Here is a 26,511-nt window from a genome sequence, read left to right on the forward strand (position 1 = left end):
CGTCACATCCAGACAGGCCTCCAGCGCAGCCGAGCGAAGCACGCTTCGCTCGGCTGCGCTGGAGGCCTGTCTGGATGTGACGGACGAGTTGGAGCTCACGGAAGACGGAGAGATGCGCCCCGCAGAGAGTTTCTACTCTCCGTTTTCGAGTGGAGAGAGATAGACAAAATGCGTGGTACATATCCCCTTGATCAACCGGAGTCCGCAGCAGCGGCGCGAGAAAGCGCGGACTACGGGGCCTTCGAGGTCGTCGTCCTCGACGCAGATGGCAACGAACTCGGAACGCTGGATCGAACGTTCTCCAACGACTTCGACGCGACGATGGCGGCGCGCGAAGCCGAAATCCCCGACATCGGCGTCACAACGGAGATCCGAGACACCGCGGGCGAAACGTACTGAGGGAACTCGTCTTGTCAATTATTTCAACGCAGACGGTCGGTGCGATTGACAAGACGGAACGAGTAGCGCACTGGCTGGATGTCCAGCTGGGCGCACAGCCGGGGAGTTTCTATTTCCCGGAGGAAGTGAAGGAGAATCAGAGGCAGGCACTCAGGGAGGTGTCCAACTTGGCTCGTCGAGAGCTGGGAATGAGCACATCCCGCCTGTCTCCCCTTCGAGCGTCCGACCTGCGAGGTTTGTATTCCTCGGGGGTGGGCGAAGGGGAACTCGGATTCTCTTCGATCAACGGTGTTCATGTCGTCGTCTGCGGTGAGGATGACAGCGAGCGCCGCCGCGTACCCTCTGTCCAGGTGCGTGGGTTGGGGAATTTATATACCCAATTTGGGGTAGGGGGAGAAGAAATCGAGGCAGTCCAGACAGACTGTCTCGGTGCGAATCCCCAAACGGCAGATGCGGTTGCGGTCGACAAAAAATTCTAGTGATACACAATGTCCACAGAAGCATCCCAGAACGGCGGTAGCATGGCTGAGACGAACACCAACGACGAGCTCAACGTTTTCGTGGCGGCACTCGGGCTCACTGGAAACGACCGGTACGTCCGGGACATGGACGCACTCGCGGACCGCGCTGAGGAGGGCATCAAGAAGATCGCGGCGATGGCCGACCAGCGTGTCGACAACGTCGTGGTTCGCGGGAACTACGCGCTCTCGCAGCTCCTCGAAGAGCGATTCGACGCCGACGTCTTCCCGAACGTGGAGTACTACTCGATGGACTGGCGGATGTTCCTCGACGACCCCGCGGAGGACGGTGACAACTACTCCGTGGAGGGCGTGATGACCGGAGACGATGTCCCGGTCGGCGAGCTGATGGCCGCCGAACACGGCGTCGACGCGAGTGCGTTCGACCTCAGCGATCGCGATGATCGCAACGACATCGACTACTCCCTCCTCGAGCAGTCCCGGATCAACCGCGCAAAGGCGAAGGCCATGGGAAAAACCGACGAGCGCGTCTATAACGACTTCTTCGATACGGTCACGACGGCGACCCACGCGGTGTTTTTGCATGACGGCACCGACCGGGGTATGGAGGCGATCACGACGGCGCGTGGAACGAACCCCTGGGTGAAATTCGCGACGGCGCTCAGCGGCGACTACGTGGACGTTTCAGCCAACAAGGACGGCGACGAGATCCTCGACTGGGCGCGCTACCTCGTGGAAACTTCGCGCAGCGATGTCGAAGCCGAGGACCTGACGGACGGGCAGGTGGCGGACCTGCGTGCCCGACTCAGCCCGGACGACCTCGAGTACCTCGGACTCAAGCCGCAGGCGGCCCCGGAAAACGAGCCGGAGCCTGAGGCGGGCGCGGCGGCGAGCGAGGTCACCCCGGCCAAGGCCGACTAACCTAGTCCGGCCCTCCTGACGACTCCAGCCTGCCACTGAAGGGCTCGTCCACCCTTCACCATTCATACACTAATTCAACATCCCGAAATCGGACCGTACAGCTACGTCTGTTCCCGTACTCTCGCGGTCGGACGCACCTAACCACCCTGACGAAGCGCCACCGAGAGCCAGAGCCACACCACCGTGCGAGTGTTTCTACAGATTTCGAGGCAGAGTGCCTCGGGGCTTGACCCCGAGGGTGAATGCCGACAAATATTATGTGAATCCATCGGAGTCGGTGGCTTTACAAGAGAACATGTCGTATTACTGATCATGGAGGCGGATGGACTCACACACACTCTCGATTTCCAACTCGACATTCGAGAAGGTGATCCATCCCTCCTGACAGACGGTACCCTCGAATCCCGGCGAGTCGTCAACGAAGTGTTCCGTCTCGATAAGGAAGGCTGGGATTGGGACGACATCGAAGACGCCGTCGTTGACCGCAGCGACCACGTCCAAAACACCACTCAACGACTCGTCGCAAAAGCGACCACCGCACTCGGAGAATACTATGGCGACGAGGATCACGACTACGGACGCCCGAACAATAACCTCCGCGAACCATTCCCCATTCGGATGAATCATGGAGAGGGATATGACCTATCTCTCGATGGGGACACCAATGACATCCACTTCAGAGTTAGCGCACTCAAATACAAACATGTTCGCGGCGTTCTCGAGGGCAGTCCCGATCACGTGGAACAACTCCAAACCGCACTTCAAGATGAAGATGATGAGTGGCGCGTCGGCACCGCAGAGGTCGTTCCAGTAGACGACGGCCACGAACTACACGTGAACGTCACGCGGACAACTGCTTACGTAGCTCCCAAAGAGGACGCTCAGACCGTTGTTGGCGTGGACATCAACGAGGACTGTGTCGCACTCGCCGCGCTGGATACCAATGACATTATTGACTCCGTAGTCATCGACTATACGCGGATCAAAGAGCGCCGCCACGAGTTCTTCACGATACGGAAGCGAATGCAACAGAACGGGCAAACTGCGTTCGAGACAGTCCTCAAAGACCGTGAGAAACGATACATCCACGACCAACTTCACAAAGTATCACACGACGTTGTGGAGTGGGTCAGTCAGTTTGAGAGTCCAGTTCTCGTCTTCGAGGACTTGACCGACATGCGTGAAGACATTGAGTATGGGACTCGAATGAACCGGCGGTTGCACTCGCTCCCGTTCGCCAAACTCCGTTCGTACATCACGTACAAGGCGGCTTGGGGGAGCATCCCGTCGGATGTGGTTGATCCAGCGTACACGTCTCAGGAGTGTCCGAGAACGGCGTGCGAGCATCGGACTCGGGCGAATCGGCGTGGAAAGCGGTTCAAATGCGTTGAGTGCGGGTGTCAGGACCACGCAGATCGTGGTGCCGGCATCAGCATCGCGAAGAAGTGGATGTCAAAGGAAGAAAGAAATGTGCCTCTTCTCAAGACCCTGCCGGGATTCCAGCAGGTGCGACGAGAGGCATCGGGGCGTGTGGACTGCCCGACTGCGACCCTGCCACTCGCTAGAGGTCACCAGGCCGAGAGTGGCACGGGAGTGTTACGCTAAGCCGCAGGAAGAAGCCTCGGGGCTTGACCCCGAGGCAGTTCACTCCTCGAGTTGGGCGCGAGGAAGATGATCAACATACCACCAGCCACCAGCGGAGACCGATAAGCATGGGAGAACAACCACCAGTCCTCGGTATCCACGACGGGGACCGAACAACCGAACTCAGTACGGACGAGAGCGACGTTTTCGTCTGTTACGACCCGGAGGACCCGCAGCCAACGCTGCTCCAAGGAGGGACGCTCCACACGCCGGGACCGACACTCCGGTGACGGCGATCGAGGCCACACCCAGCCCACCAGCACGAGGCTGGTGCCAGCAGTCGGGCGTTCCGGGCCACACGGCCAAGGAAAGCGAACAGGCAGGGCCAAGAGCGCGATGCGACTGGGGCCGCACCAGGCTGGGTGCCCCCTACTGCTCGGTGCCCCCAACAACCAACGACGGCGAGTTCTGGTGCCCTTCGTTGCTGGGTGCCCGCAACAGCCGAGACCAACAGAGCTCGGGTGCCCTCTACTGCCCGGTGCCCCCAACAGCCGAGGGACGGCCAATTCGGAGCAATCGGCCCTGGCCAATTCAGTACGAGGTGTGGCCTATCGGAATGTAAGGCTTGACACCGGCACCGAACTGGCCCCGGTGCCCTCCGTTGCCCGGTGCCCCTCGCTGCCCGGTGCCCCTCGCTGCCCGGTGCCCCTCGCTGCCCGGTGCCCCTCGCTGCCCGGTGCCCTCCGTTGCCTAGTAATCAACCACTCTGGTGCCCTCCGTTGCCCGGTGCCCCCTACTGCCCGGTGCCCTCCGTTGCCTCTAGACCCACTCAAACGACTGTATCCGGGGATTGTCTAGTCACGTCAACTACCTTTGTTTTTTTAACCACCGGTGGTGGATGGAGTATGATTTAAGAGACAATTAAGAACGGAAGCAAATTCCCACTGTAGAAGCGCTCAAAAGGCAAAATAACCGACTCTAGATTTGTGACACTCACATAAAAGTCACAACCGATTCTCTTCAACTCACGCACGAGTCCTAACGGAGCCCTCCGGCGCTCAGACGCCGGAGGAGTCGTGCTGCCAGCCAATGACAGCAATAAATCCAAACAGGGTCAGGAGTGATAACTCTGTTTTTCAGAGTACTCCACTCGGAATTGACCTACTGACATACCGCGTCGCACAGCCCAATTTCAACAGTCCGTCGAACCGTCACCAGCGATCTGTCGGTCAAACAATCATCGCGGGGGCGATCTGAGTGGCCGATGCTACTGACGATCCGACCGTTTCTGCCATCCCGATGGATCCAGAGAGTGCGTTCAATGCAATCGCAAACAGCCGGCGTCGCCGCGTCTTGCTCTCACTCTCACAGTCGCGTGGAGAGATTTCCGCCGGTGATCTGGCCGTCGAAATCGCTGCCATCGAGAATGCGATCGACCCCAGTAAAATCGGGAGCAACGAACGCACCTCGGTCTACATCTCTCTGACTCAATCGCACCTCAAGACGCTTGATGAGTGCGGTGCAGTCGCGTTTAACAACCGATCGAAGTCCGTCTCTTCGACAGACGCGACCGAACCGCTTGCCGAACACATCCGTCGACTCCAGACTGCGTGTTACAAACCGGACTCGGAGGGCGCCTGATGGCTGACTCCCAGCGTGAACTGGAGACGCTCAGAGAGATCGACTCCAACTTCCACCGGTTGTTCGAGGCTGTCAACGATGGTGACGATGTCGTTTCGATGCCGGGTGGCGATCCACTCGCCACCCTGCGGCGGGCACGGGCACAGATCGACGCCGCACTGTTCGCGTTTCGTCGCCGTCGCGATGACGTCACGCTTGCTGACGACGGTGCCTGCCTGATTCAATGGAACCCACCGAGTGCGCCACCGCGTCGCCTCCGCTTCGAACCCGACAGCACAGGCGAGTCCTGGACACGCCGTGAACTCGAGTGGACTGGCGCGGAGTGGCGCTCCTGTGGTAGCGACCGTGTCGAGGACGTCGCGATACGCGCGCCAGCAGCAGCCCGGTACCCTGATCCCGTCGACCCGACACCGCTCGAAACGATGGTTGAGTGGATCCGTGACAGTTGGGCCCGTCCGGATCCACCAGCGCTCGTGTTCGCGAAGACGGCTACAACTAAACAGGGTGTGATCGTCTCTGTCGACGGCGAGCTCCGCTACCGCGAGCGCGACAGCCCACAGTGGTATCCTGCGACGATAGACGAGTTCTACCACCACCTTCGCACTCACGGACAGCCAACGCTCCGACCGCTCTCAGAAACCGCACTGACTCGCCACGATTTTACTCCCAGCCCGCTCTCTCAATGACGGACCAATCACTCTCGCTTCCACCCGGCTTCGATCGTGGACTCACCAAGCTTATCGGCGCGACTGAGGCGTTCCGGGACGCTCTCTCAGATGAAGAGACACTCACGACCGTCCAAACTGTCACCACACGGCGGCGGTTGTTTCTCGCGTTGTACGCGCTCAAAACGACCCGTCGACAGATTGGGGATATAGAGCATCCCCCGTCCCAAGACGATTATGAGGTGGTGACGTGGGATGGCCCTGCTCAGGCACTCTATCATATCGAATTACGTCTCGATCGGCTGCTTGATGATCTCTCCATTCAGGGGTACGACCAAACCTCAGAAGAGTATTCGATTGAGCAAACACTCGAAACGATTCGAGACCACATCGTCATCCTTCAGGACGCACTTTTTGAGGAGTCGACGGACAACACCACGCAGCTTGAGAGGCTCTCTACTCACCGATCTGTCTATGCAGACGTGGCTGGGCGTGGGGTTGGCGATGGGCGATGGCTTGAGTATCAACTCCAGCGCGCGTTGATGCGGTGGGGGTATCGAGCAGAGACGCGCCAGCACCTGTTCGGTCTTGAGGTCGATGTCGTCGCCAGCCGGAAGCCAAAACAACAGAAGCCGACTGATTGGATTGTCGCTCAGTGTAAAGACTGGACAAGCGACACAATCACGCCATCGACAATCTTCCGGCTGTGTACGATAGCGTTTGCCTGCCGGGCAATGCCGATCCTCTGTCACACGACTGAGATCGCACCTCGGGCTGAAGAGCTCGCCCGTCATTTCGAAGTTCGAATTCTCGATCTGCGGGATCTTGAACGAGGTGCGCTTCCTGCGCCTCAAGTGTACAAGCCGACGACTGAACTCAACGAATGGCCTCCACAGTACAACGCTCGTGTTGATCGGGGCACTCTCCCCACGATGTTCTCCTACGGAGAACCTGGCAAACGGTTCAGCTACGTTCCTGGCTTCACTCCCGTGGGGATGGACTACGACTACGAACCGATTGATACCGATCGAGACGACGATACGCATCCTGCAGCCGGGCACTAACTCAAAGGCTAGCGGCAGTGTCGGGCTGTTCTCGATCGCGACGATTCAGCCGTCGTGGTCGATGTACTCGGCTTCCCATTCAGCTCGCGCCTCGATTTCTCTGGTGCCTCGACGAGTGGTGGTGTACTCGTTAGTTCGCCGATCGCGTTGACTTTTTTCGACAAGTCCCTTCTCAACGAGCGTGTCGAGATTCGGATAGAGCCGACCGTGGTGGATCTCTTTTTCGTAGTAGTCTTCGAGTTCGTCTTTGATTGCGAGCCCGTGTGGGTCATCCAGACCGGCAATTACGTACAGCAAGTCGCGCTGAAAGCCCGTGAGATCATACATACCCTCTCTTACGTATTCAAGATTTGAAATACTACTGATCTTCGAAATGATGTACTATTGACGGCTTCTCAGTCAGTACCGGACACAGTGGCGTAGTAGCACAGGATATCACAGCATCTAAATTAACCAACGCACACTCTTTTCCTCTAAATCTGTTGGTTAAGAGTATTTCGCGGCCGCTATGGTAATGTGTGAGACCTATCCCGTCGGCACCAACTCTTAAGCACCGATAGAGCGAAGGAAGGCGTATGCTACGGCAGTTCCTCGGCGCGCTCGGCATTCTCACGGCGCTCATCCCGGACCGAATCGTGGACGTATTCGAGGCGATTGCGGTTGAGAACCCCGAAGAAAACACCGCCCATTCGTGGTTTGGCCCGCTGATTCGGGCGGAAAGAGTCGTCATTACGCTCGCCGTGCTTCGTGACGGTCGCCTCTACGCGTGGCTGCTGAATGTCACCGGAATCGTTGGTGCCGTCTTGCTTTTCATCCCGCGACTGTACGAGCAAATCGCGGGGGCGCTCGTGTACGAAGAACCCGAGTCGGTGGAATGGAACGAACACCTCACCGACGGCGTCCGCGTGATCGGTGCGGTGTATGTGCTCCTCGCGCTTTTGAGCCGTCGACGTCGAAACGGGGTATGACCCACGATCTCTCCGACCGCACGATCCTTCTCACCGGCGGAACGAGCGGGTTCGGGCGGGTGGCAGCGGTCAACCTCGTACGACGAGGTGCGACCGTCGCAGTCGTCGGCCGCGACGAGTCGAAGGGAGCCACCCTCACAGAACAATCCAACGACCTTGCCGGAACAATCGCGTTCCATCAGGCTGATCTCGCCTCCCAATCCACCATCCGGTCTCTCGCAACAACCGTGAAACGCGAGTACGATCGGATTGATGTCCTCGCTCACAATGCTGGACTCTCGGCTGGAACACGGCGTGAGAGTCCGGACGGAATCGAACTCACACTCGCGGTGAACCACTTGGCTCCCTACCTCTTGACATACGAATTACTCGAGCATCTCCGTGACGCACCCGATCCGCGTGTTGTTGTCACCGCCTCGGACATCCATCGACGGGCGACACTCGATCTGGACGACCTCCAGCTGACGGACGAGTACGACTCACTCGACGCGTACGCTCGCTCGAAGCTGGCGAACATCGCGTTCACGGTCGAACTGGATGACCGACTCCCAGATGACTCTGTGGTTACGGTCAACTGCGTTCATCCGGGGTTCGTTCCGTCGACAAACCTGTTCCGTGAGGCGTCGTTCCGAACGCGGCTGCTGGTTCGGATCGCGGGGCTGGTTCCGGGTGTCGCCACCTCAAAACAGGCGGCCGCTGAACGCCTCCAAACGCTTCTGGTGGAGCCGACGTATGGCTCTGTGAGTGGGCAATACGTCGGCAACGATGGTCCCGCTGATCCCGCACCCGAGGCAACGAACCAGGCGGTGCGACGGCGGCTCTGGCGAATGAGTGCCGAGCTGGTCGGTATTACATCCAACTGGCCGACGTCTAGCACCAACTAAGATTCTTTCACCGTTAGCATTGGTAACGATCACAGTATCCCCGTCATTGGTGTATCTCGATGAGACAGAATCCCAGTACAACTCAGTAGTTGTACTTGTTCCGCATCCAGTATGAAGTGCTCTACTTCGTCGGGAGCAGGCTCGAACCCTACGGGGATCGTATAAGTGAATCTCCTGTAACGTTCACCCGGACCCCGTCCTCAGACGAAGAGAATGAACGCTGCAAACTACTCGTAGTAGCTAACGCGGTCTACAACTTCCGCGAAGGCGACATTCTCCCGGACATCGGTGATCTCGATAGTGACACGCTCGCTCTGTTTGGTATCGGGAACAATAACGACGAACCCGCGCTCAACTCGGGTGATGCCGTCGCCTTGGTCACCAATGTCTTCGATTTCGACAGTGCGTTGTTCTCCTTTCTCAACAGGGGGCGTCTGTGACGCCTGCTCGGGCTGTGGATCGGCGCCAGTAGTGGTGGACTCGCTAGTGGTGGGTGACGGCAACACAGCGACACGGTACGTTTCGTCTGCCTCTAGGTCGCCCAGGTGGAGCTCTTGCTCCGGTACCTCAATCACATATGATCCGTTCCGCTCTTCGACTTTCCCTGAGAACAGACACCGAAGTTGATCTGAGATCTCCATTATAGACTGTACACTCCCATACGCGACGAACCACACATTATTCTGCTGTCTCCCTACTCCGGCGCTACAACGTTCTCACACGCCGGACACTCGGTCCACACGCCCTTTGTGCCGTCGTCTTTCTCGTACTCAACGAGAATCCATGCTTCGGATATATCCTCACCACATTTCGGACACCGACCGAGGAACGATTCATCAGCGTTCATACGAAGGGGTGGAAGGAGCGTGTGACAGTGTTCCTTCCAAATGGATATCTGCTGGTCTTGAACCTAAGCCTTTGGCGGCTTTGCGGGCCAAACACACTAGGTTTCCGGTGGATGTAGGCTACTAATCTGATTAACCAACATGCGCTCTATCTCTACTTTGTTGGTTAAGATTATGCTCGATCGCTATCCAACTTCCGAATATTTGGCCCCCACGAGTGGACCGATCTGTTCTTTTTTATTTGCTCCTAGACAACCTCACGTGAATGTCTCGACGACAGGGACCCCGAACCTCAACCGACGCGGTGGAGATTGCCATACTCTCTGGGGTAGTTGGTGTCCTCGTCACTGTTCATTTCTTCCTCCCCGAAACACTCCACTCGCAGTTCCTGTTCACGTACGGCGAGCCCACTGTAGTCTCGGCATGGACCGCGGCAATTCTCCACGATAGCGTTTCGCATCTAGCGTCCAGCGTCACGTGGTACGCGATCGTGATGGCATCAGCGTACGCACTCTCTATGACATGGACGCGTCGATGTCCGTTCTGGTTCGCTGTAGTCGGGTGTCTTGTGCTCGCACCGCCGATGACAAAGCTTGGAGATTACTGGCTGCTGAAGGTCCAGTGGAATCTTGTTTCGGACGCGACGACGGCACGCGGATTTTCTGGAGTCGTGAGCGCGTTCGGTGGATTGCTGTACGTCTCACTCGCACGTACAGTGACCGCGAGGTATGGCTATACCGCCGGCGTGGCGACGACTGGAACAATTGTTCTTGGAGCGCTCTCCGCGCTCGCATTCACGTCTGCTGTGTTGTCTCCGTCTGTAGCTGTCGTCCTTTGTGCGATTGTAGCCTTCGCGATCGGAATCTGGATTATCAGAAACAGGCCTAAAATCCCAACGTGGCAGGCATGGGCCTGGTCACAGCGTGATGGACTCCTGCCTATCGTAGTTGGCTGTGTAGTAGTGGTCGTACTCCTTTCGCAGCTATTCCAAGTCCAACTGGATGAAACGGGACGATTTGTCAGCGTAATCGCTCATGGAACAGGGTTTGCGACCGGCATGATCGTTACTGTACTCGTGCTCATCGCGGAGTACGTCGGCCACCGATCGACTAAGAAACCGGGTAACCGCATGGGGACACCAACTGAGTGATCTACGAATCGTCTTCCGACGGCGGCCGTTTCGAGAGCTGATCAAACCGATTCTGGGCTGCGTCTTTTCGCTTCGTGGTCTGCTCGGGTTCGTACTGTACTGTCCCCAAGTCGCCGTCGACGACGGTGACTGTGAGGATCGCATCGGCGTGGTGCCCGTCCTCAGGGAGTCGATCAGCTTCCAAGACAGCATTCTCTACCTCCTCGCCGTCTCGTTCGAAAAACACGGTAGCGAACCCATCTTCGATCGAGTCCACCACGGCTGTGTATTCGCCGTTGTCCAGATCAACTAGATCAGTCATGAATATGTCTCCTCTAGGACATGCTCCCCGTTAGGAGTACTGACGATCACGGTATCCCCGTCGTTGTTCCAAATCGGCGACCCAGAACCCCAGTACAACTCAGTAGTTGTACTTGTTCCACTTCCTGTGTGTAGTGTCACTGTTTGGCCGGGAGCAAGCTCGAACCCCTCGGGAACAGTGTACCTCTGGCCTGCTTCGTCTTCGACCGTCCAGCCAGACAGATCCAGCGTCTCGTTACCGGTGTTCTCAAAGACGACGTATTCATCATTGAGATTGTCTCGGTCATCACCAGCCGCGTCCGCGTGGATTTCGGCGACTGTCAGGCCAGCCTCAGCCGTCGTCTCATCAGTCTCGCTGTCCGTCTCGTCGGGAGTGTCGTTGCTGCCGGTGTCGATACTGGTTGTCCCATCGCTCTCAATGCGGGCCCGGTCACTAACAGCATCAGGCGCTCCAACGTCGATCGGATCGCCCTCACGGAGCGTACTCGGATCAGTCGGGGCATCCCGCTGGGTTTGGACGGTAACGTTCTGTCCGTCACTGGTCAAGATGATGTTGCCGTGTGTTGCGGTCCAATACGCTGGGAGTGATCGCTCAGCGAGTCGTTGGAGGACCTCCTCGTGGGGATGTCCGTATTGGGAATCATACGCGCTCGAGATTACGACTGCTTGCGGATCGACCGCATCAAGAAACGCTCCACTTGACGAGCTCGCAGAGCCGTGGTGGCCGGCTTTCAGAATTGTCGACTCCAGCTCTGACCCGTATTCGTCGACAAGGTATGCTTCTTGGTCGTCTTCGGCATCACCTGAGAGCAGGACGCTCGTTTCGCTGTGGGTGAGTTTGAGGACAATGCTGTTCTCGTTGCGATCTTCGTTTTCGAGGTACGGATCCGGTGGGCCGAGGACATCGACGTCGACATCGCCAAAGTCGATCGTGTCGCCTTCGCGCGTTTCGTACAGTGTCACGTCGTGTGTTTCGATCGCGTCGAGATACTCGGCATAAGTTTGTGTGCTTGATGCGATACCGGGGTCGTACACCGCGCCGATCCCGTCGGCTTCTGTTTCGTAGTACTCGATGATCGCGGCGTTTCCACCGATGTGATCCGCGTCACTGTGTGATGTTACGAGGTGATCGATTCGTGTGATGTCTTGTGCTTGGAGATACTCGAGGACGTGTTCGCCGTCATCGTTGTAGTGCCCAGTATCGACGAGCATCGTCTCACCGCTTGGATTCGTAATGAGCGTACTGACGGATTGACCGACGTTGATATAATGGATCTCAACACTCCCGTTTGTGGTGACTGTTGACGAATTGTTGGCCGGTTCCGGATTAGCAGGAGCTGGGTCACCAGATATCCCACCGGCACATCCGGCGAGGACAACCATCCCAGCGATGATGAGAAGAGCAGTGAGTTTCCGTGGCGATTCCATGTTTTCACTCGACACCCCTCGCGTGTAAAGTTGCGCGACTCCGACAAATAGTCCATACTCTCACACGAATTCACAGACTTTGGATCGGTAGAAGATAGGTAAGGATATTGAAGCTGGGAGTCTATGAATAGTAGAATGGGCTCCGTTATATTAAGTCTGAACACTCATATATCGATCTGACTCACTATTGATCCTAAGCTGGACACCACTACGGGTCTATTTGATGCTGGAATAGCTCGCATTGTATATGGGAACACTGTCATTGACTGAGCCCGAGGTGCTAGCAACGACAAAAGAGCAGTTATTTACTGGACATGAGGCTGGAACAGGATACACTGTTGTCGACACACAGTTCTCAACCGACTATTGGTTGAATGATGTTCCAATCCCACAGGAAATAACCGAGACCCTAGCGCCATTCAATCACGTACGTGTGGGTACAGGGTATCCTGATCTTGTTGGCGCTGGTTCGATTGAAGATGACATCTTTCGTGGTCACCACGGAGATATAGGCTCTCCACCTCTAACTGTCGTTGAAGCGAAGGGAGATAGGTCGACTAGCCAGGTTGATACAGAGACGGGGATAGTTCAAGCTCATGACCGGCTACAGGAGGCGAATCTCGGGTTTTTAGCTGCTCCTCGCAGCTCTATCTCGTCAGAAACCCGAGCTCTTGGTCGAGAATTAAATATCGGTGTTCTCGGAGTAACAGAAAATCAATCGGTAGAGGTACTTGAGAAACCGCGAGTAGTTGGCACACAAGTGGGCCAAGAAGCATCGACGATACGTTTCCAGGCTGGTCCACAGCGCGTTGCCGACCAGTCATTTCATCTCAACCGCCCAAAAAACTATCTTGGGTATCCGTTCTGTGTCTACCACCCTGAATCGACTAGGGATGTTCTCGAAGAATACGTGGTGAGAGATTTCAAAAGTGCCAGAGACGGTGCTGTATTCCTCGGGTTGATAGAGAAGCAACCGGACGGTTCTGATGTTCTATCCCCTTTGGGTGAGGAAGTGCTTCGATTCGGATTACAAAAACACGAGCAATCATTGGAATCTACGTTAAAAGAGTTCAAATCATGGAAAGGTGAGAAGACGAGACTCACTCAGCTAGCACCTGACTGGGCGTTAATTGCCCGACGGGTAGTGTTCGGTTTTCCCGCAACACAGATGCTCGTAAAACATATTCAAGAGCTTCAGAACAACGAACAGCCGCCGACTCTGCCTACCGTTGTAGAGCATCTGTTCGATACCTCGCCCACGTTCGCGGTCGAGTTCTTTATTCGAGATACGGAAGAGGCACGATCTGCAGTACTGACTGGTGACGGTGACTTAATCACAGCCTCACTGTTAGAATCCCAGGTGTATCGTTCGGTGGTCGCGTATCAATTTAAACAGATGCTGTACCATTCTGGCATCCTTTCGGAGTCCGGATCTGATTCGAGTAATCTTGAACCACAGGAGAGCGACTGGCGATTGGAACAACCGATCTGAGGTCTGGGAATCTCGAAGGTATCAATAGCGGCCCAGCAACTACTGGGATGGTGTGGATGAGAGCACGTCATCTAGGTGCTCAGATAGCTCTTCAAGATTAGTTGTTCTGAAGTGTTCAGTGAGTGCGCGTATTTTCGGGTCTTTTGGGAGGACAACGCCATCTCCGTACTCGGAGAACGCTTGCTCTATTACGGTGCGATAGGTTTTGCTGGTCGCATAGCCAACGATGGCATCGAACTGTGAACCGTATTCTTCGAGGTAGGAGACCAAACGGTTCACGACGAGTTGTTGGCGCTGTTTCTCAGCGTTTGTCAGCACGTACTCGTATGATTTGATCTGTGATAGACTTTCGTACTGTTCGGGCACAGGGCCGTACATGCCAGAGACAGTCACTTTGTGGATCTGATCGTTCCACTCAGCGGTTGCGTCTGCCACGACGCGGTGCGTTCGGGAATTAGAATACGGCTTCGTTTGGCTACACGGGATAACGAGCAGCACGCGTTCATCATCGACCCGGTAGTCATTCCGTTGAAGAATGTCGAAGTCTTCAGGTGTATGCTCAAGCGAAATCTCTTGATCATCGACCGGGATATCCAAATCAAGCCGTTCCTGCTCTACATCGTTTTGATCGGCGGTGAGTCGATTGTAGCCGCGCTCACGGAGCTGCTGTGCCAATTCACGGTCTCGGACTGTTGCCCGCTTTAATGCCCGCTTGATGTTCCCGACATCGTTTCGAGCCATCTTGGCAACGTATTCAAGCAACTCCCCGTCACCGTCGTTGATCAGCTCCCGCACGTGATTCATTTCGTCTTGGTAGACACAGAAGTTATGATAGCTCATTAGTGCGTAAAAATCGCTCTTCATGTACTCGCCGTCTCGATCATACGACTTGCTGTCGTACATTGTGCCCTGTAGCTGCTCGAAACCTATCCGTCGTAGCTGCTCGCATGCGGGACATTGACAACCCCAGTCCTCGGGAATTTGATCCGCAGTGAATTTCGACCAGTCCGCTGCCCATCTTGCGTCGGCTGTCCGGTCGACATCGACACCAAAATCACCTAAGTCGTGTGTCGAAGCGTTTGGGTTCCGAACGAGTTCCTCGTCTGAAACTCCGATCTCTCGATTGATGAATTTCTTGAACTGTGCTGCTTGCATGTAGCTTGACGAGTCAAATGAGTCCGCGCCAAGAAGGGCTAGAAGCGCTGTGAATTTTCCACTAATCCCGAATAGGTGAAGCCCGAGATCCTCTTCTCGGTCGTCAGGAATCGCATCCTTCGCACCTTGCACGATGTCAACCAGCATTTCGACGTTCGTTCTAAGCGGGACGAGTGACCCGATTGCAAATCCTTCAAATGACTTGTCAATATGCGTCGCACGGTCAAGGAACGTCCCGACGTACCAATTGATAGTTTCGTAGTCGTGACCGTGAATAGCGATATATACCGCAGGCGGGTCTGGTTGGTCCTCTAAGAGTTCGAGACAGCGAATGGCGCTGTCGATACTGTCTTCCATTCGTTGGGTCGTCTCCTCATCGTTCAGGTTCGGCGGAATCGGATAGTCAAGGGTAGCGATGATGTCAGCGCCATAATCGAGCTGTAGATCCAGAATACTCTCTGGATTCGTGTAAATTGCCCAGTCATTATCATCGCCACCCTCCGTTGGCGGGTCGCCGAAGGTATCTGAGTTTAGAAGCTTGAATCCGCCTGAGTCTACGAATAACGGCTTAGTAAAACTCTCTGGCTGTGAGTGATACGGCTTGACCGGATCGTGATCAGTGAAGTGGTCGTGGATCGGTTTCGAGCGCCAGTTCTCAAGCGATTCGGGTGTGATATTGAAATCTAAGAAGCTCATCGCTTGGAACATCGCGCCTTGAAACTCGGGTTCTCCGAAGAGATGATTCCGTAATCGACTCCAAATTCCGCCGGATTTCTCGTTAGGCCCACCGATAAAATTGACTACAGGGAAGAATGCCGGTGTCTGAACGTCGCCGTGCGGTGTGTGGATTGTACCGCGACGTGCGTTGCCAGCATCGTTAGTCGCGTCGGTCTCAAACGATGCCATTCTCTACGCGTTGTTAACGATGGGATGTGATAAGTTCGGTCGTTCCGCGATGAGACGATCTCAATAAGATCTGCTACAGTCTGTCTTGAACTGTGACGATATGGATATTATGCCGACGACCATTGTTATAGATCAGTCGGTCGTTCTCAAGGTCAATCGTGACTTCTCCACTATGATACCCTGAGCGCTCAAGTTCGCTCAGCTCGTCGCGGTCGCCGTACGACCAACAAACGATCTTATCGACGCTCTCAAGCGGTTTATCCGCCTCAAAGTGATCCGTAAGCCGACGGTGAATCGAACTCGCATAGAGGTTCGAATCCTGACGAACCAGCGCGTTGACCTCCGCACTTGGGTCGTAATCTTCAACCGTGATCTCCGGTTCAGCCCCAAAGCGGTTCGAGCGTTCCAACCCGAGCACGACCTCGGCGTCGTTGGATGGCGTGAATCGGTTTCGGTCTTGAATCCGTTGCTCACGCTTTTCGATAGATGATTGTTGGGACTCTGCGCGACGGGTGAGTTTCGCCTTACGACGGTGAGACAAGTAGTCTTTAAACCACGGATCTGATGCAATCTTCGAAAGGTAGTGGCTGAGCTCTTCTACGATTGCCTGATATACCGGGCTAGACTTATTCCGTATCTTTTCGCGGTTTGCCGACAATTCGAGGTCTTGGCAGTTTGCGATGAAGAAGAAATGGAGGAACTCGTTGTCGTGTGAGATGGTGTCGTTGACCCGCTCAACTTTGATATGGTCTTTTGCCAGCCAGACACCGAACTGTGCCGAGTGCTTTCCATAAGTGGGGAGTTCGTTACGAGCGTCTTTGCCTCCCACCATTCCAACCACCTCTACAGTGGTTTCAATCCCATTTTCGGTCTCGACCGTGAGTTCCCGTGGCGGGTAGTGTTTACACATCCGAGATTCAGAGAACTGTCCCTCACCAGGCTCAAGCTGCTCGGTCGGGAACTCAAGCTTGTTGTTCATCACCAGTTGATCCCGTGTATCATCGATCTCGTCGCCGAGAGTGACCGTTATCTCCATCTCTCGGAAGTCGTCGGTGAAGAAGTGCCCTGTTGACCCGGCAAGCGTCTTCCATTTCAGGTAGTGCTCGATTTTGTTGTAAGTGAGCGATGCTGGCGAGAAACCGTGGCCGGATTTGAACCCGGTAATGCGAATGTGCGTCCCGGAGTTCCCTTCTTTGACTGCTTCCTCGTTCAGTACGTACTCGGGCATGGTCCGGCTATTGAGCTTTTCCCACGGCTGCTCCATCTGTGCGCGTAAATTGGTCCCGTTCTTCGTGGTATTGACGAGTACCTCCTCGCTTTTGTAGAAAATCTTCGTTCCGTGACCCTTGTACCCGATAGAGCCGTTTTGACGGCCGCGTTTCGTGGAATTTCCCAGATCGAAGAACGACTCGAGGTCAGCGTGATCCATCCCCTCCCCGTCGTCTTCGATGACAATCTCCGATCCAATCGGTCGGTCTCGGATGGTGATCTCGACTTCCGTCGCACCGGCATCATAACTGTTCGACAGCGACTCGCGGATCACTTCAAGCGGATCCTCAAAGTCGCTAGCGATCTCTAGAAATTCGTTTACTTCGTTGACTTGTGGCGTTTTTGTCGTCGACATTCAGAAGTACCCTCCGAGTGATTCGTTTACAACGCGATGCGCGTGCTGTTGCATCGACTTTTCTCGACCCAATGACTGTTCGATATATGACCTCAACTCTTCCTCTCCCGGTGTTTGGATCGCGGATTGGATCCGTTTTATCTCTTCTTTCTGGATAATCAGGTTGTGCATCGCAACGGCACCGAGTTTGTCTTTCTGGTACTCCACGTTCCCTTCCATCCGATCGACTAACACGTCATCACTACAGACCTGACAGTCGCATTCCGTAAAGTCGACTTCGTCTACGGGTTCTGAGTTGTATAATGACGTATCGTATTTCCCGTTAATGGCGGAGTGAATGTACGATGATGAATCAAACGTGTCTGCACCGACTGCAGCCAAGAGAGGGATCGCACTAGACGAGATCCCGAGTACGTGGAGGGGAAGTTCCTCGAAACCCCAGTCACTAAGCACTTCACGGCAATCACTTACAGCAGTGATCAGTTTTCCCTTATTGTCTTTGAGCGGGACGAGACTCCCGAGGGCGACACCATCGAATTCACGATGAACACGGTCCCGGCCGATGGCTTTCTCAATTTCCGTGAGAAACGTATCGAGCATTGAATAGTTGTACCCATGGAGTGTCAGATACCGCGTGTCGTCTTGGGTAGTTAGGTTGAGGAACTCGTCGACGTTTTCGGCCGTCAGTCGCGCTTTTTCGACACGAGTAGAGTAGTCGTCGTCCGGCTCAATTGGTCGGTCAAGATTTACGAGGACATCTCCCCCCAATCTCCGCTGTATCTCAACGATCGCCTCCTGATCGACGTCCACCTCAAAATTGCTGCCATCTAAAGTACCGTCGCCCAAGAATTTGAATCCACCTGAGTCAAGAAAGAGGGTACCGTTAAAATCGAACACATCGCGTTCCCTGATCGGTGCGGCAATGTAGTCTTCGTACCGTTCTCTCGAGATGCCGTAGTCAGTGAGTGACGCAACGGAGGTCATCACACCATCGAAATACCGACTGTAATCCCCACCGTTTATGACCTCGTCTCCATTCATGAATTCCTTGATTGTCCGGTGGATACCACCGCCGTATAGGCTGGAATCAGTGCCACCGGCATAGAAGTTCACTACCGGTAGCAAATTGGGCGTCTCTAGCTCGGTATCGTTTATACTGATCACCCCACTTCGAGCGTCTCCAGCCTCGTCAATAATCTCAAATATTCCGTCATCAAGGCGCTGTGAGCCAGAGGAGGCCATCAGGCAATCACCGAGGGAACAGTATCCGACCGGACGAAACGCTTCAGCTGTTTCCCCTTCTCCCCGATACCTCCACCTTGGACTGTCAATATGTCGATATCGTATCGGTCAGATAAGTCGTTAACCGCTTCTAGGTACTCCTTCCCCAAGTTTAGGACTACCTCGTCGTATCTCTCTTCTTCGATACGTTTGCGAATGGCACCGGTCACCTCCTCACGGAGTTCCTCAGCACGAGAAGCGGTCATTCGCCGGTCATACGTGGTAATCGTGTCTTCAGCGTCGATAAGTCCGTATTCTGCAGAGAGAATACAAATATCAATGTCGGAATTGAAGGCCTCCTCTCGTTTCGCCTTTTTGATTATTCTGAAGAAGTATCCATCGTAGACGTCTAGTGCCCGTGTCGGCTCTGTCACCTGATTCTTTGTGGCCGAGCAGGACTGTACCAGCAGCGAAGGCATTGAAAGCTTATCCAACGCGGGGGACCTAAAATCTTCCCACGTAGCGGTCCGGCGACTAATTCAAGAAGCACGCTCACTCATACTGCCTCCACAAGAGAGTATTTCTCTCTCTCCGCTGACTATACCAGTCAACCAGGTGTTATTTTTGAGAAAATGGAACCTTAGATAGGCAGTCCATATGTCACAGCCGATGTAATTCGAGCTGTCTGTCGCTCTAGTTGGTCCGAACTCCTCGAAAGGGTTGAGGAATACCTCTAGAAAAGACTCTTGAGAAAACTGGTGCCCTTCCCTGTCACGCTCTCCACTTGCTATGTCGTGTCTACCAGCGCGTTTCACAAACGCTGACTCAGATACCGTTAGACGAGGATCAATAACTGCCCTACTGATGGATGCCCTAGTTGCCTTCAACTACTCTCACATACTCCGGCATCCGAACCGCGATTCAGAGACGAGATGGAATTCCTGCCTGAATCAACGATCTGCCTCATCCTGTCTCAAGCGATCTTCATCAGTGAAGTTCGACATCGTTCCAGTCGAGCGTGCATCACTAATACGCTGAGACGTCGAGTCGTATGCGGCTCTAGCGCCGTCCCCTGAATGAGCCATATCAAGAGATTTGTCTGTATCAATACCCATGCTATCAGCAGTTAGTGTAGCATCTTGGTTCGCGCCGATGAAGAGGAACTCCCATTCATACTCCTGCTGTCTCGTTTCGATCTGCTCCTGGATAACATCCTGTGGCGTTTCGGAGGCGTTCTCCTTACCGTCAGTCAGGATCACGACGATGATCGTCTCGGGTCGGCTCGCAGGGGCGATACCATCGATGAAGCTAGCAGTATCTTCTATGGCAGTCGCAATCGCGTCGTAGAGTGCGGTCCGACCGCTTGGCGTGTACGAATCTTTCGACAACTCGGGAGCGCCTTCGATCGCTGTTCCACGATACGTTATATCGACTGTCGAATGGAAGTCGACGAGAGAAACAGTTGCACTTCCTTCCTCGTTACGCTGATCAGCGAGAAATGTATTGAAACCGCCGATGGTATCCTCTCGAATGGCCGACATTGACCCCGACGAATCAAGGACGAACGTGACATGCGCATTCATGATGCACTCAACTGAGATGGCCTATTCCTAATAAAGAGATATTGATCACACCAACGTAGTGTTCGTAATAAGTTAGCTATCTGAGTCCGTGAGCAAAGGTACGAGCTGTCATTGTCTGCGCAGAGCCTCTTCCGAGTGTAACTAGTGTGTACAGCAGGCCAATCTGAATCAATCTGTCTCAAGTTTCGACAGAGACAGTTATGCGATTCGCTTGTCATCTATGGAGGTCTTACTAGATTGAATAGTACTAGAGCGGGTTAGACATAATACGAGTTAATTTAAATACGTTTGAGACAGACTCTTGTGTCTAGTTGAGAATGCACGACTGTACTTCATCTTGTGAACTGTGATATGACAGAGAATACCTTCCCAGCCGCCTATCGGCAAGAATACCCAAGCTTAGCGAGAGTGTTCGACGAGAGTGCAGTTGTTAACGACTCTGTATTTACTACGTATTTGCAGGCAAAACGAGACGAACGCCTACTGATAACACTCGTTGAAGATATTTTCAGACTACTTGAGTATTCACTAATCCCAGTTGACTCATGGCACGATGAGTTCGATATTGTAATTCGAAAAGGAGATTCTACGTATCCCATTTATGTGACCCAGGAGGGGAAACCGAGTCTCACCGCATTGCAAGAATTAACGGCCGCCAACACGAGCTCAACGGTCCCACATTCCATCCTTGTCAGCGCTGCCGTACCAACGTCGGAGCGGACAAAACGCGTTGCTAATCATGATGGAGTCAGAGTGATTGATTGTGATGAGTTGCGGGAGCTTGTACAGGGTGCGATTACACGGCTCAGTGAACCGGCACCCTCACCGGAACCTGAGAAACGTAAGTCGTCTACGAATTCGATTAAAACAGGGACCAAAGTTGATCATCAAGAGGGGGCTTCACCTCAAAGTCAGGTCAAAAATCACGAGGTGCCGGATGGCGTTGATAACCCATCTGCTCCGGATTCAACAGCTACGGAAAAAACTCAGCTCACAGACTCCTCTACTTCAGACCAGCCAACTGAGATCGAGCCGGATGTGTCGGAGTCGTCTTCGTTCGTCCGAAGCGTAAAATCAATTGAAGATACGTCACAGCATTCATCACCAGTCATGTTGAAAATTTCTGAACATCTTATGGAAGACAGTCGACGGCACGTTTTTCGAGCAAAGACTGTTGACGGGGAACCGGTGCAGCTTGACGTGTGGGACCGACATTTAGGTGAATTTGACTGGGAGCCAGATACATGGTATCTCTTCGAAGCACTACGTGGCCAGCATTGGACCGTAGACGGTGAAGCAGGAGTCACAGTAAGCACAACACCGCATGTCACCGTTACGCAACGTGATTCGTTACCGGACTCTGACGTGACGACTTGATGGCGGCACCGGCGATACTGTTTTATTTGCTGGTCGGTGACAGGTGGGCAAGCAGTCTGCCGCTCTACCATGGATCCGTTCAAAAATCAGGTTGATGACCGGACTTCATACACGGATCTTGACGAACAGTTCTACGACGCGCGGCTCTCCAAAGACTCGTTGACACAAGGCGATTGGCCGTCACAAATCGACCGGGCCGCGATTGATGTCACATACGGCGTCGCGCTCGGAACCACGGACTCGGCGTTCGATCAGGGGGCGACGATCGGTCGCATGGACTTCGGCACCGCGTGCGGACCGCATTACGTTGACGGGTTACAAGCGCTTGCTGGGGACCAATCAGACCTCCCACAACTCATTAGCGAGCACGACGCAAGCGATATCGGCGACCTGGCCTTCCGGCTAAACGAGCTGCGTGTCGAACTCACGAAGCTCGGGTTAGACGACAGCGAAATCGGAGGTCTCAATCGCGCGACCGAGGCACTCATCGAGAAACTCATCACGCAACATGGCGACGAAGTGTTATCTCGACAGCCACTACAGCAGCCAGAAGCTGTCGCTGACCTACTGTATCAACTGTTCTCCGACCCGGCCGTGACAAACTACGCAGACATTCTCATCGACTCAATCACAGCGGACACTGGAAACAGTATCGGCGGGGATTCCCTGTTAACACACTTAGACCGCCCGCAAATGGTCACGCCGCTGTGGGACCATCAGCGACGCGCCATCACAAACTGGGTTGCCAACGGGACGACCGGATACGTCAACATGGCGACTGCAACCGGGAAAACTGTGCTCGGCCTCGCCGCCATTGCGCACCTGTTCGGCGACTTACACCCTACAGACACGGCTGACATCCCGGCAGCAACACGGTCACCGACGGGCCGTGCAACCGTGCTTATCGTCGCCGGACAGGATTTACTCCTTGAACAGTGGCAAAGCGAGTTCGACGAGCATCTGAACATCCCACGGAGCCGTACCGAAACAGGCAGTGACGGTGACCGGCACATCGAACTGGCGTGGGGCGACATCGAATTCCGCACCGCACAGGAACTCCTCGCAGCCGACCCCGGACTGCACTACGACCTCGTCATTTTAGACGAAGCCCACCGATACAGCAGCGGGCGGCGTGGCAGTCGCGGGTGGCGTGACTTATTCGATGACCTCACGACGAACGCCGACAGCGTCTTGGCGATGTCTGGGTCGATCGATGACGAGTGGCTCGGTGACTCCGGCGTTAAAGACGCGCTCGAATCGAACCTGGCTCAATGTATCGAGTTCGGTATCACCGAAGCCCGCGAGCAGAACGTCATTGCGGATTTCCGGTGGGACGTGTGTTACGCCGCGAGTAACTCCGGCGACACGCTTGCCGGAGTCGCAGACTCGACCACCACGCTCACACCGACATACGACACCGACACGCACAAATTCACGCCGCAGGAACTCTCCGGTGACGTCCCAGCCACCGTCCCGAACACGTTCGAAACGCTCCGTGACCTCCGGTCGTTCGCGCAGAGCAAAGACGGAAAAGACGCGCGGGATCAGTCGGAAGCGTTCGACACGTTCGCCACCGCCGCGTTCTCCCGCCGACCGAAACGCTGGCAACTGAACCCGCCGCACGACACGATCGGGCAACTCCTCACCGAACACGTCCCGGACCGGAAAGCAGTCGTGCTGGTTCAGAGTTACGCGCAAGCCGACGCCGTCTCGGAATATCTTGTCGATTACTTCGACGCGAACACCGTGTACACGCCGGCGAAAGACGAAGCCGCGCCATACGACACGATCACGGCGTTCAAACAAGCAGATGCCGGCGTGCTCGTCGGACCAGGAGACGTGCTCGGCGTCGGCGTTGACCTGCCCGACGCCGGGATTGCCGTGAACCTCGCTAAAGGCGGGGTGAACGCTTCACTCATTCAACGAATCGGCCGGATCCTCCGGAACCCGACCGGTGACAAGCACGCGCACTTCTACCACGTCGTCACCATCCCGGGCGAGACCGACGCGCGAATCCCCGGCGAAGACGGCCGGCGACTCCTCCGCCGCGCCAGCGAATTCCGCGCACTCGGTTCCCGATTCCGTGAACACCCCGGGTTCGTCGCCGTCAGCGACACCACCAGTCAAATACTCCGGGAACTGGAGACTGCCGGAGCACGCGCCACTATCGCCGACAACCGCGACACAAGCGACATGGTTGACGACGACGTCTCCCGCGCTTTGTTAGATGAACTGATCGACGAGATAGAATCGACACTAGACGAAGCTCGGGAGCAACCTGTACTCACAACGTACTGGCAGCCCGAATCGCTCACTCCTGGCATAATGCCCGTCCAAGACTCTGTCAGTCATACCGTTACTCCGGAACCCTCCGAAGCCATCGCCGACTCTACTCCGACACGTCTCACCGTCACTGTAATTGACACCGATGGTGAGGCGATTAAGAACGCCGCAGTCATCGCCGAAACCACCACGGACTCAGCCGAGCAGATTACCGACGCGGACGGCACCGTTACCATCACGCCCCCCACCTCCGGAAGCGACCCGTGCCTGTTCGTTTCCCGGGCCGGATACCAGAACCAAACACACGATATTCCAGGCGAAGAGGACACGGTCACGATCACGCTACCGAATGCAAGCCACACTGCTCTGAGCGCGCACACGGCCGAAAAAACGGCATCCGACACCACCACAGAACCCGCTGAGTCGTCCGACGAGCCGAGAACTCTGAGCAGAGACGAACTCCGTACCGAAATTCAGCGTGTTGACGGTGTCCTTGCCGGATATCCAACCCTCAGTGAGATGGACACACACAGCAGGTACGCGTCCGCACGCTACACGGACGCGTTCGAATCGTGGACCGATGCGCTACACGCCGCCGGAATCGACCCAGACCAACGTGTAATCAGTGACGTACAACGCGTTGCTGACCAAGTCGACGGCGTCCCAACGATGGGAGATATCGCCACGCACAGCCACTTCACACCAGCCACACTCGGCGAACATTTCGGAAGTTTCGACGCCGCGATCGCTGCCGCCGGTGTCCATGACTCGGGACAGTCTCCAACACCGTCGACTAACACTGGCCCCGAACCCACAGAGAGCAACCCTACCACTGCCACACAAGATGTAGACGAGACAGCGGACACAACTAGTACATCGTCCAGTACCTCGAATCCCGACACGACCACCACGAGAACAAGCAGCGAGACCTCAACGCGCGATGACCTTATCAGCGAACTACGGGAGTTAGCCAGCGACTGGGACGAGATCGACCGAAAGCTCCTTTACTCGGTTGGTGATCACCATCCGGACGAGTACAAAGACGCTTTCGGGAGTTTAGACGCCGCACTCGTCAAAGCAGGTGTGGCCGACGAAGACACAGTGGAAACGTTCAAAATAAGTCAATCATCACTAACAGAGGAACAAGAGGAGCTCATCACCGAGCTCCAAAACCTTGCGAGCGACTGGGACAAAATCGATCGAAAACTTCTGTATTCCGTCGGCAGTTACCACCCAGATGAATACGAAGATGCCTTTGGAAGTATAGAGGATGCACTCACCGAAGCAGGACTTGTTGACGCTGAAACAGTAGACAAAGTAAACACGAGAAACTCAAAGCGATCACAACCACCGGATGACCATACCGGTCCGGTCACAGGGACTACCGGGCACCGCGAGACAGACCAACCGGTGTCTGATAAAACGACATCCTCCGCATCCTCGACGGTTTCGCTGCCCGACGGTCGCGTCGACAAAGTAACTATCACCGTCCTCGAAATTGACTCGAATCCCGGTAGCAAACGCGACGCCTGCCTCCAAGTAGAACTCCAAGACGGCAGCGAACTGCCGCTTGACATCTGGACAACACATAACCTCTCGCTGGACTGGACCATCGGGGCCACATACACAATTGAGCAAGCTCGGCACAAAAGATGGGAGACAGATGCCGAGACTGGTCAGGAGCTCAGTAGCACGAAAGATTTCCAAGCCACACGAATCGATATCAGCTCACGTAACGGCAGGTCTGATTCCGGTTCATCGTCATCGCCAAGCGAAGACGCAACATCGAGTAGCGGGGAAACCACCACAAGAAGCAGCGGTACTCCAAGCCGCCGTGACCTCCTTGACGCAGTTCAAAACGTTGCCGAAACACTTGATCGACCGCTCAAGGCGACTGACGTAAGCGACACTACACAGTACTCAGTTAACGATATCACTCGGGTGTTCGGATCCTGGCAGAATGTTCTTGATGCGGCCGGGGTCGACAACGAAGCCCGACTTATTGACGATCTACAACGAGTGGCCAACAAACTCGGTCATCAACCCACCACTGCTGAAATGAACGAACATGGCCATGTGACTGCCGGTACCATCGCCAACTACTTTGATACGTACACCGCAGCCACCGAGCAAGCCTTTGACAAAACGAAATCCTCCCAGCCAACGTCGGAGACCACCACGGAGGACAATTCAGAGACTTCCAACGGTCATGACGTCCCTACAGACACGACTACCAATTCAGGAGAGCTACGAGACGTAAATGGTGTCACTGATAGAATTGAACAATCGCTTCGTCAATCAGGGTTGGATACGCGAAGCGAACTGAAGAAGGCATCAGTAGACGACCTCGCCGAGGTTGACGGAGTCAGCAAACAGGTAGCGATGCGAATCAAACTAGATGTCGGCGGGTAATCAGGAGACGGAAGAAATACAACCACAGAAACATCTCGTAATAACTACTCTAACTTTCTAATGCATTCACCCCAGCGAACACTCGACTCCGCGATTGACCGTGCGGCAGAGATCACTTGGTGGAACCGCC

Annotated in this window: 23 protein-coding genes; 13 read left to right on the top strand and 10 right to left on the bottom strand. The window is 55.0% G+C overall.

Annotated elements, in window-relative coordinates; all coding sequences use genetic code 11:
- The 7 genes from EXE48_RS18485 to EXE48_RS14240 all read left to right on the top strand — a co-directional run.
- A partial coding sequence (locus EXE48_RS18485) for a hypothetical protein (RefSeq protein ID WP_158295135.1) occupies window positions 1-399 on the top strand: 399 nt, incomplete at its 5' end.
- A 521-nt stretch (window positions 400-920) separates the two neighbouring features.
- Window positions 921-1,799, top strand: coding sequence for a hypothetical protein (locus EXE48_RS14220; protein WP_137711871.1), 879 nt, complete (start codon window positions 921-923; stop codon window positions 1,797-1,799).
- 312 nt (window positions 1,800-2,111) lie between these two features.
- The gene (locus EXE48_RS14225; RefSeq protein ID WP_137711872.1) at window positions 2,112-3,404 is read left to right on the top strand and encodes an RNA-guided endonuclease TnpB family protein; all 1,293 of its coding nucleotides are present in this window, start codon (window positions 2,112-2,114) and stop codon (window positions 3,402-3,404) included.
- 107 nt (window positions 3,405-3,511) lie between these two features.
- Window positions 3,512-3,673 carry a hypothetical protein gene (locus tag EXE48_RS18490; protein ID WP_158295136.1) on the top strand — a complete coding sequence of 54 codons (162 nt, stop codon included), beginning with the start codon at window positions 3,512-3,514 and terminating at the stop codon, window positions 3,671-3,673.
- A 1,009-nt stretch (window positions 3,674-4,682) separates the two neighbouring features.
- Complete coding sequence (locus EXE48_RS14230; RefSeq protein WP_137711937.1) at window positions 4,683-5,024, top strand: DUF7344 domain-containing protein; 342 nt, start codon at window positions 4,683-4,685, stop codon at window positions 5,022-5,024.
- Window positions 5,024-5,710: a hypothetical protein gene (locus tag EXE48_RS19150; RefSeq protein ID WP_241992017.1), complete on the top strand. Its 687-nt coding sequence runs from the start codon at window positions 5,024-5,026 to the stop codon at window positions 5,708-5,710. The genes EXE48_RS14230 and EXE48_RS19150 overlap by 1 nt, the downstream gene beginning before the upstream one ends.
- Window positions 5,707-6,753: a restriction endonuclease gene (locus EXE48_RS14240; protein ID WP_137711873.1), complete on the top strand. Its 1,047-nt coding sequence runs from the start codon at window positions 5,707-5,709 to the stop codon at window positions 6,751-6,753. Before EXE48_RS19150 ends, EXE48_RS14240 begins: the two co-directional genes overlap by 4 nt.
- A gap of 45 nt (window positions 6,754-6,798) precedes the next feature.
- On the opposite strand, the gene EXE48_RS14245 is transcribed toward EXE48_RS14240, so the two are convergent.
- Window positions 6,799-7,080, bottom strand: coding sequence for a helix-turn-helix transcriptional regulator (locus EXE48_RS14245; RefSeq protein WP_122106947.1), 282 nt, complete (start codon window positions 7,078-7,080; stop codon window positions 6,799-6,801).
- A gap of 248 nt (window positions 7,081-7,328) precedes the next feature.
- Between EXE48_RS14245 and EXE48_RS14250 the strand changes: the two genes are divergently transcribed.
- Window positions 7,329-7,721, top strand: a complete 393-nt coding sequence (locus EXE48_RS14250; protein WP_137711874.1) for a hypothetical protein — start codon at window positions 7,329-7,331, stop codon at window positions 7,719-7,721.
- A complete protein-coding gene (locus EXE48_RS14255; RefSeq protein ID WP_137711875.1) occupies window positions 7,718-8,605 on the top strand; it encodes an SDR family NAD(P)-dependent oxidoreductase in 888 nt (295 codons plus the stop codon). Before EXE48_RS14250 ends, EXE48_RS14255 begins: the two co-directional genes overlap by 4 nt.
- Before the next feature lie 227 nt (window positions 8,606-8,832).
- Here the strand turns inward: EXE48_RS14255 and EXE48_RS14260 are convergent, their stop codons facing one another.
- Window positions 8,833-9,246: a TRAM domain-containing protein gene (locus EXE48_RS14260; protein ID WP_394348059.1), complete on the bottom strand. Its 414-nt coding sequence runs from the start codon at window positions 9,244-9,246 to the stop codon at window positions 8,833-8,835.
- A gap of 53 nt (window positions 9,247-9,299) precedes the next feature.
- Window positions 9,300-9,452, bottom strand: a complete 153-nt coding sequence (locus tag EXE48_RS18830; protein ID WP_199236403.1) for a DUF7837 family putative zinc-binding protein — start codon at window positions 9,450-9,452, stop codon at window positions 9,300-9,302.
- Between the two features lie 263 nt (window positions 9,453-9,715).
- On the opposite strand from EXE48_RS18830, the gene EXE48_RS14265 reads away from it, so the two are divergent.
- Window positions 9,716-10,600, top strand: a complete 885-nt coding sequence (locus tag EXE48_RS14265; protein WP_137711876.1) for a hypothetical protein — start codon at window positions 9,716-9,718, stop codon at window positions 10,598-10,600.
- A gap of 1 nt (window position 10,601) precedes the next feature.
- Here the strand turns inward: EXE48_RS14265 and EXE48_RS14270 are convergent, their stop codons facing one another.
- Window positions 10,602-10,901: a DUF3006 domain-containing protein gene (locus EXE48_RS14270; RefSeq protein ID WP_137711877.1), complete on the bottom strand. Its 300-nt coding sequence runs from the start codon at window positions 10,899-10,901 to the stop codon at window positions 10,602-10,604.
- Window positions 10,898-12,328: a lamin tail domain-containing protein gene (locus EXE48_RS14275; RefSeq protein WP_137711878.1), complete on the bottom strand. Its 1,431-nt coding sequence runs from the start codon at window positions 12,326-12,328 to the stop codon at window positions 10,898-10,900. Before EXE48_RS14275 ends, EXE48_RS14270 begins: the two co-directional genes overlap by 4 nt.
- A gap of 247 nt (window positions 12,329-12,575) precedes the next feature.
- Here EXE48_RS14275 and EXE48_RS14280 point away from each other — a divergent pair, with 247 nt between their 5' ends.
- Window positions 12,576-13,820 (top strand): hypothetical protein, encoded by a 1,245-nt coding sequence (locus tag EXE48_RS14280; RefSeq protein WP_137711879.1) that lies wholly within the window; start codon window positions 12,576-12,578, stop codon window positions 13,818-13,820.
- 39 nt (window positions 13,821-13,859) lie between these two features.
- On the opposite strand, the gene EXE48_RS14285 is transcribed toward EXE48_RS14280, so the two are convergent.
- From EXE48_RS14285 to EXE48_RS14305, 5 genes are all read right to left on the bottom strand, one after another.
- Window positions 13,860-15,881: a tRNA-guanine transglycosylase gene (locus tag EXE48_RS14285; RefSeq protein WP_241992018.1), complete on the bottom strand. Its 2,022-nt coding sequence runs from the start codon at window positions 15,879-15,881 to the stop codon at window positions 13,860-13,862.
- A gap of 73 nt (window positions 15,882-15,954) precedes the next feature.
- A complete protein-coding gene (locus EXE48_RS14290) occupies window positions 15,955-17,505 on the bottom strand; it encodes an ATP-binding protein (RefSeq protein ID WP_241992019.1) in 1,551 nt (516 codons plus the stop codon).
- Complete coding sequence (locus tag EXE48_RS14295; RefSeq protein ID WP_241992020.1) at window positions 17,506-18,747, bottom strand: tRNA-guanine transglycosylase; 1,242 nt, start codon at window positions 18,745-18,747, stop codon at window positions 17,506-17,508.
- The gene (locus tag EXE48_RS14300) at window positions 18,747-19,205 is read right to left on the bottom strand and encodes a DUF6884 domain-containing protein (RefSeq protein WP_137711880.1); all 459 of its coding nucleotides are present in this window, start codon (window positions 19,203-19,205) and stop codon (window positions 18,747-18,749) included. The genes EXE48_RS14295 and EXE48_RS14300 overlap by 1 nt, the downstream gene beginning before the upstream one ends.
- 471 nt (window positions 19,206-19,676) lie before the next feature.
- Entirely contained in the window at window positions 19,677-20,309 is a 633-nt protein-coding gene (locus EXE48_RS14305) for a vWA domain-containing protein (protein ID WP_137711881.1), read from the bottom strand.
- A 351-nt stretch (window positions 20,310-20,660) separates the two neighbouring features.
- Here EXE48_RS14305 and EXE48_RS14310 point away from each other — a divergent pair, with 351 nt between their 5' ends.
- Window positions 20,661-21,686 carry a PDDEXK family nuclease gene (locus tag EXE48_RS14310; protein WP_137711882.1) on the top strand — a complete coding sequence of 342 codons (1,026 nt, stop codon included), beginning with the start codon at window positions 20,661-20,663 and terminating at the stop codon, window positions 21,684-21,686.
- A 69-nt stretch (window positions 21,687-21,755) separates the two neighbouring features.
- Window positions 21,756-26,381 (top strand): homing endonuclease associated repeat-containing protein, encoded by a 4,626-nt coding sequence (locus EXE48_RS14315; protein WP_137711883.1) that lies wholly within the window; start codon window positions 21,756-21,758, stop codon window positions 26,379-26,381.
- The last annotated feature ends 130 nt before the right edge of the window (window positions 26,382-26,511 follow it).

It is taken from the genome of Halorubrum sp. ASP1, from assembly GCF_005435135.1.
GTDB lineage: Archaea > Halobacteriota > Halobacteria > Halobacteriales > Haloferacaceae > Halorubrum > Halorubrum tropicale.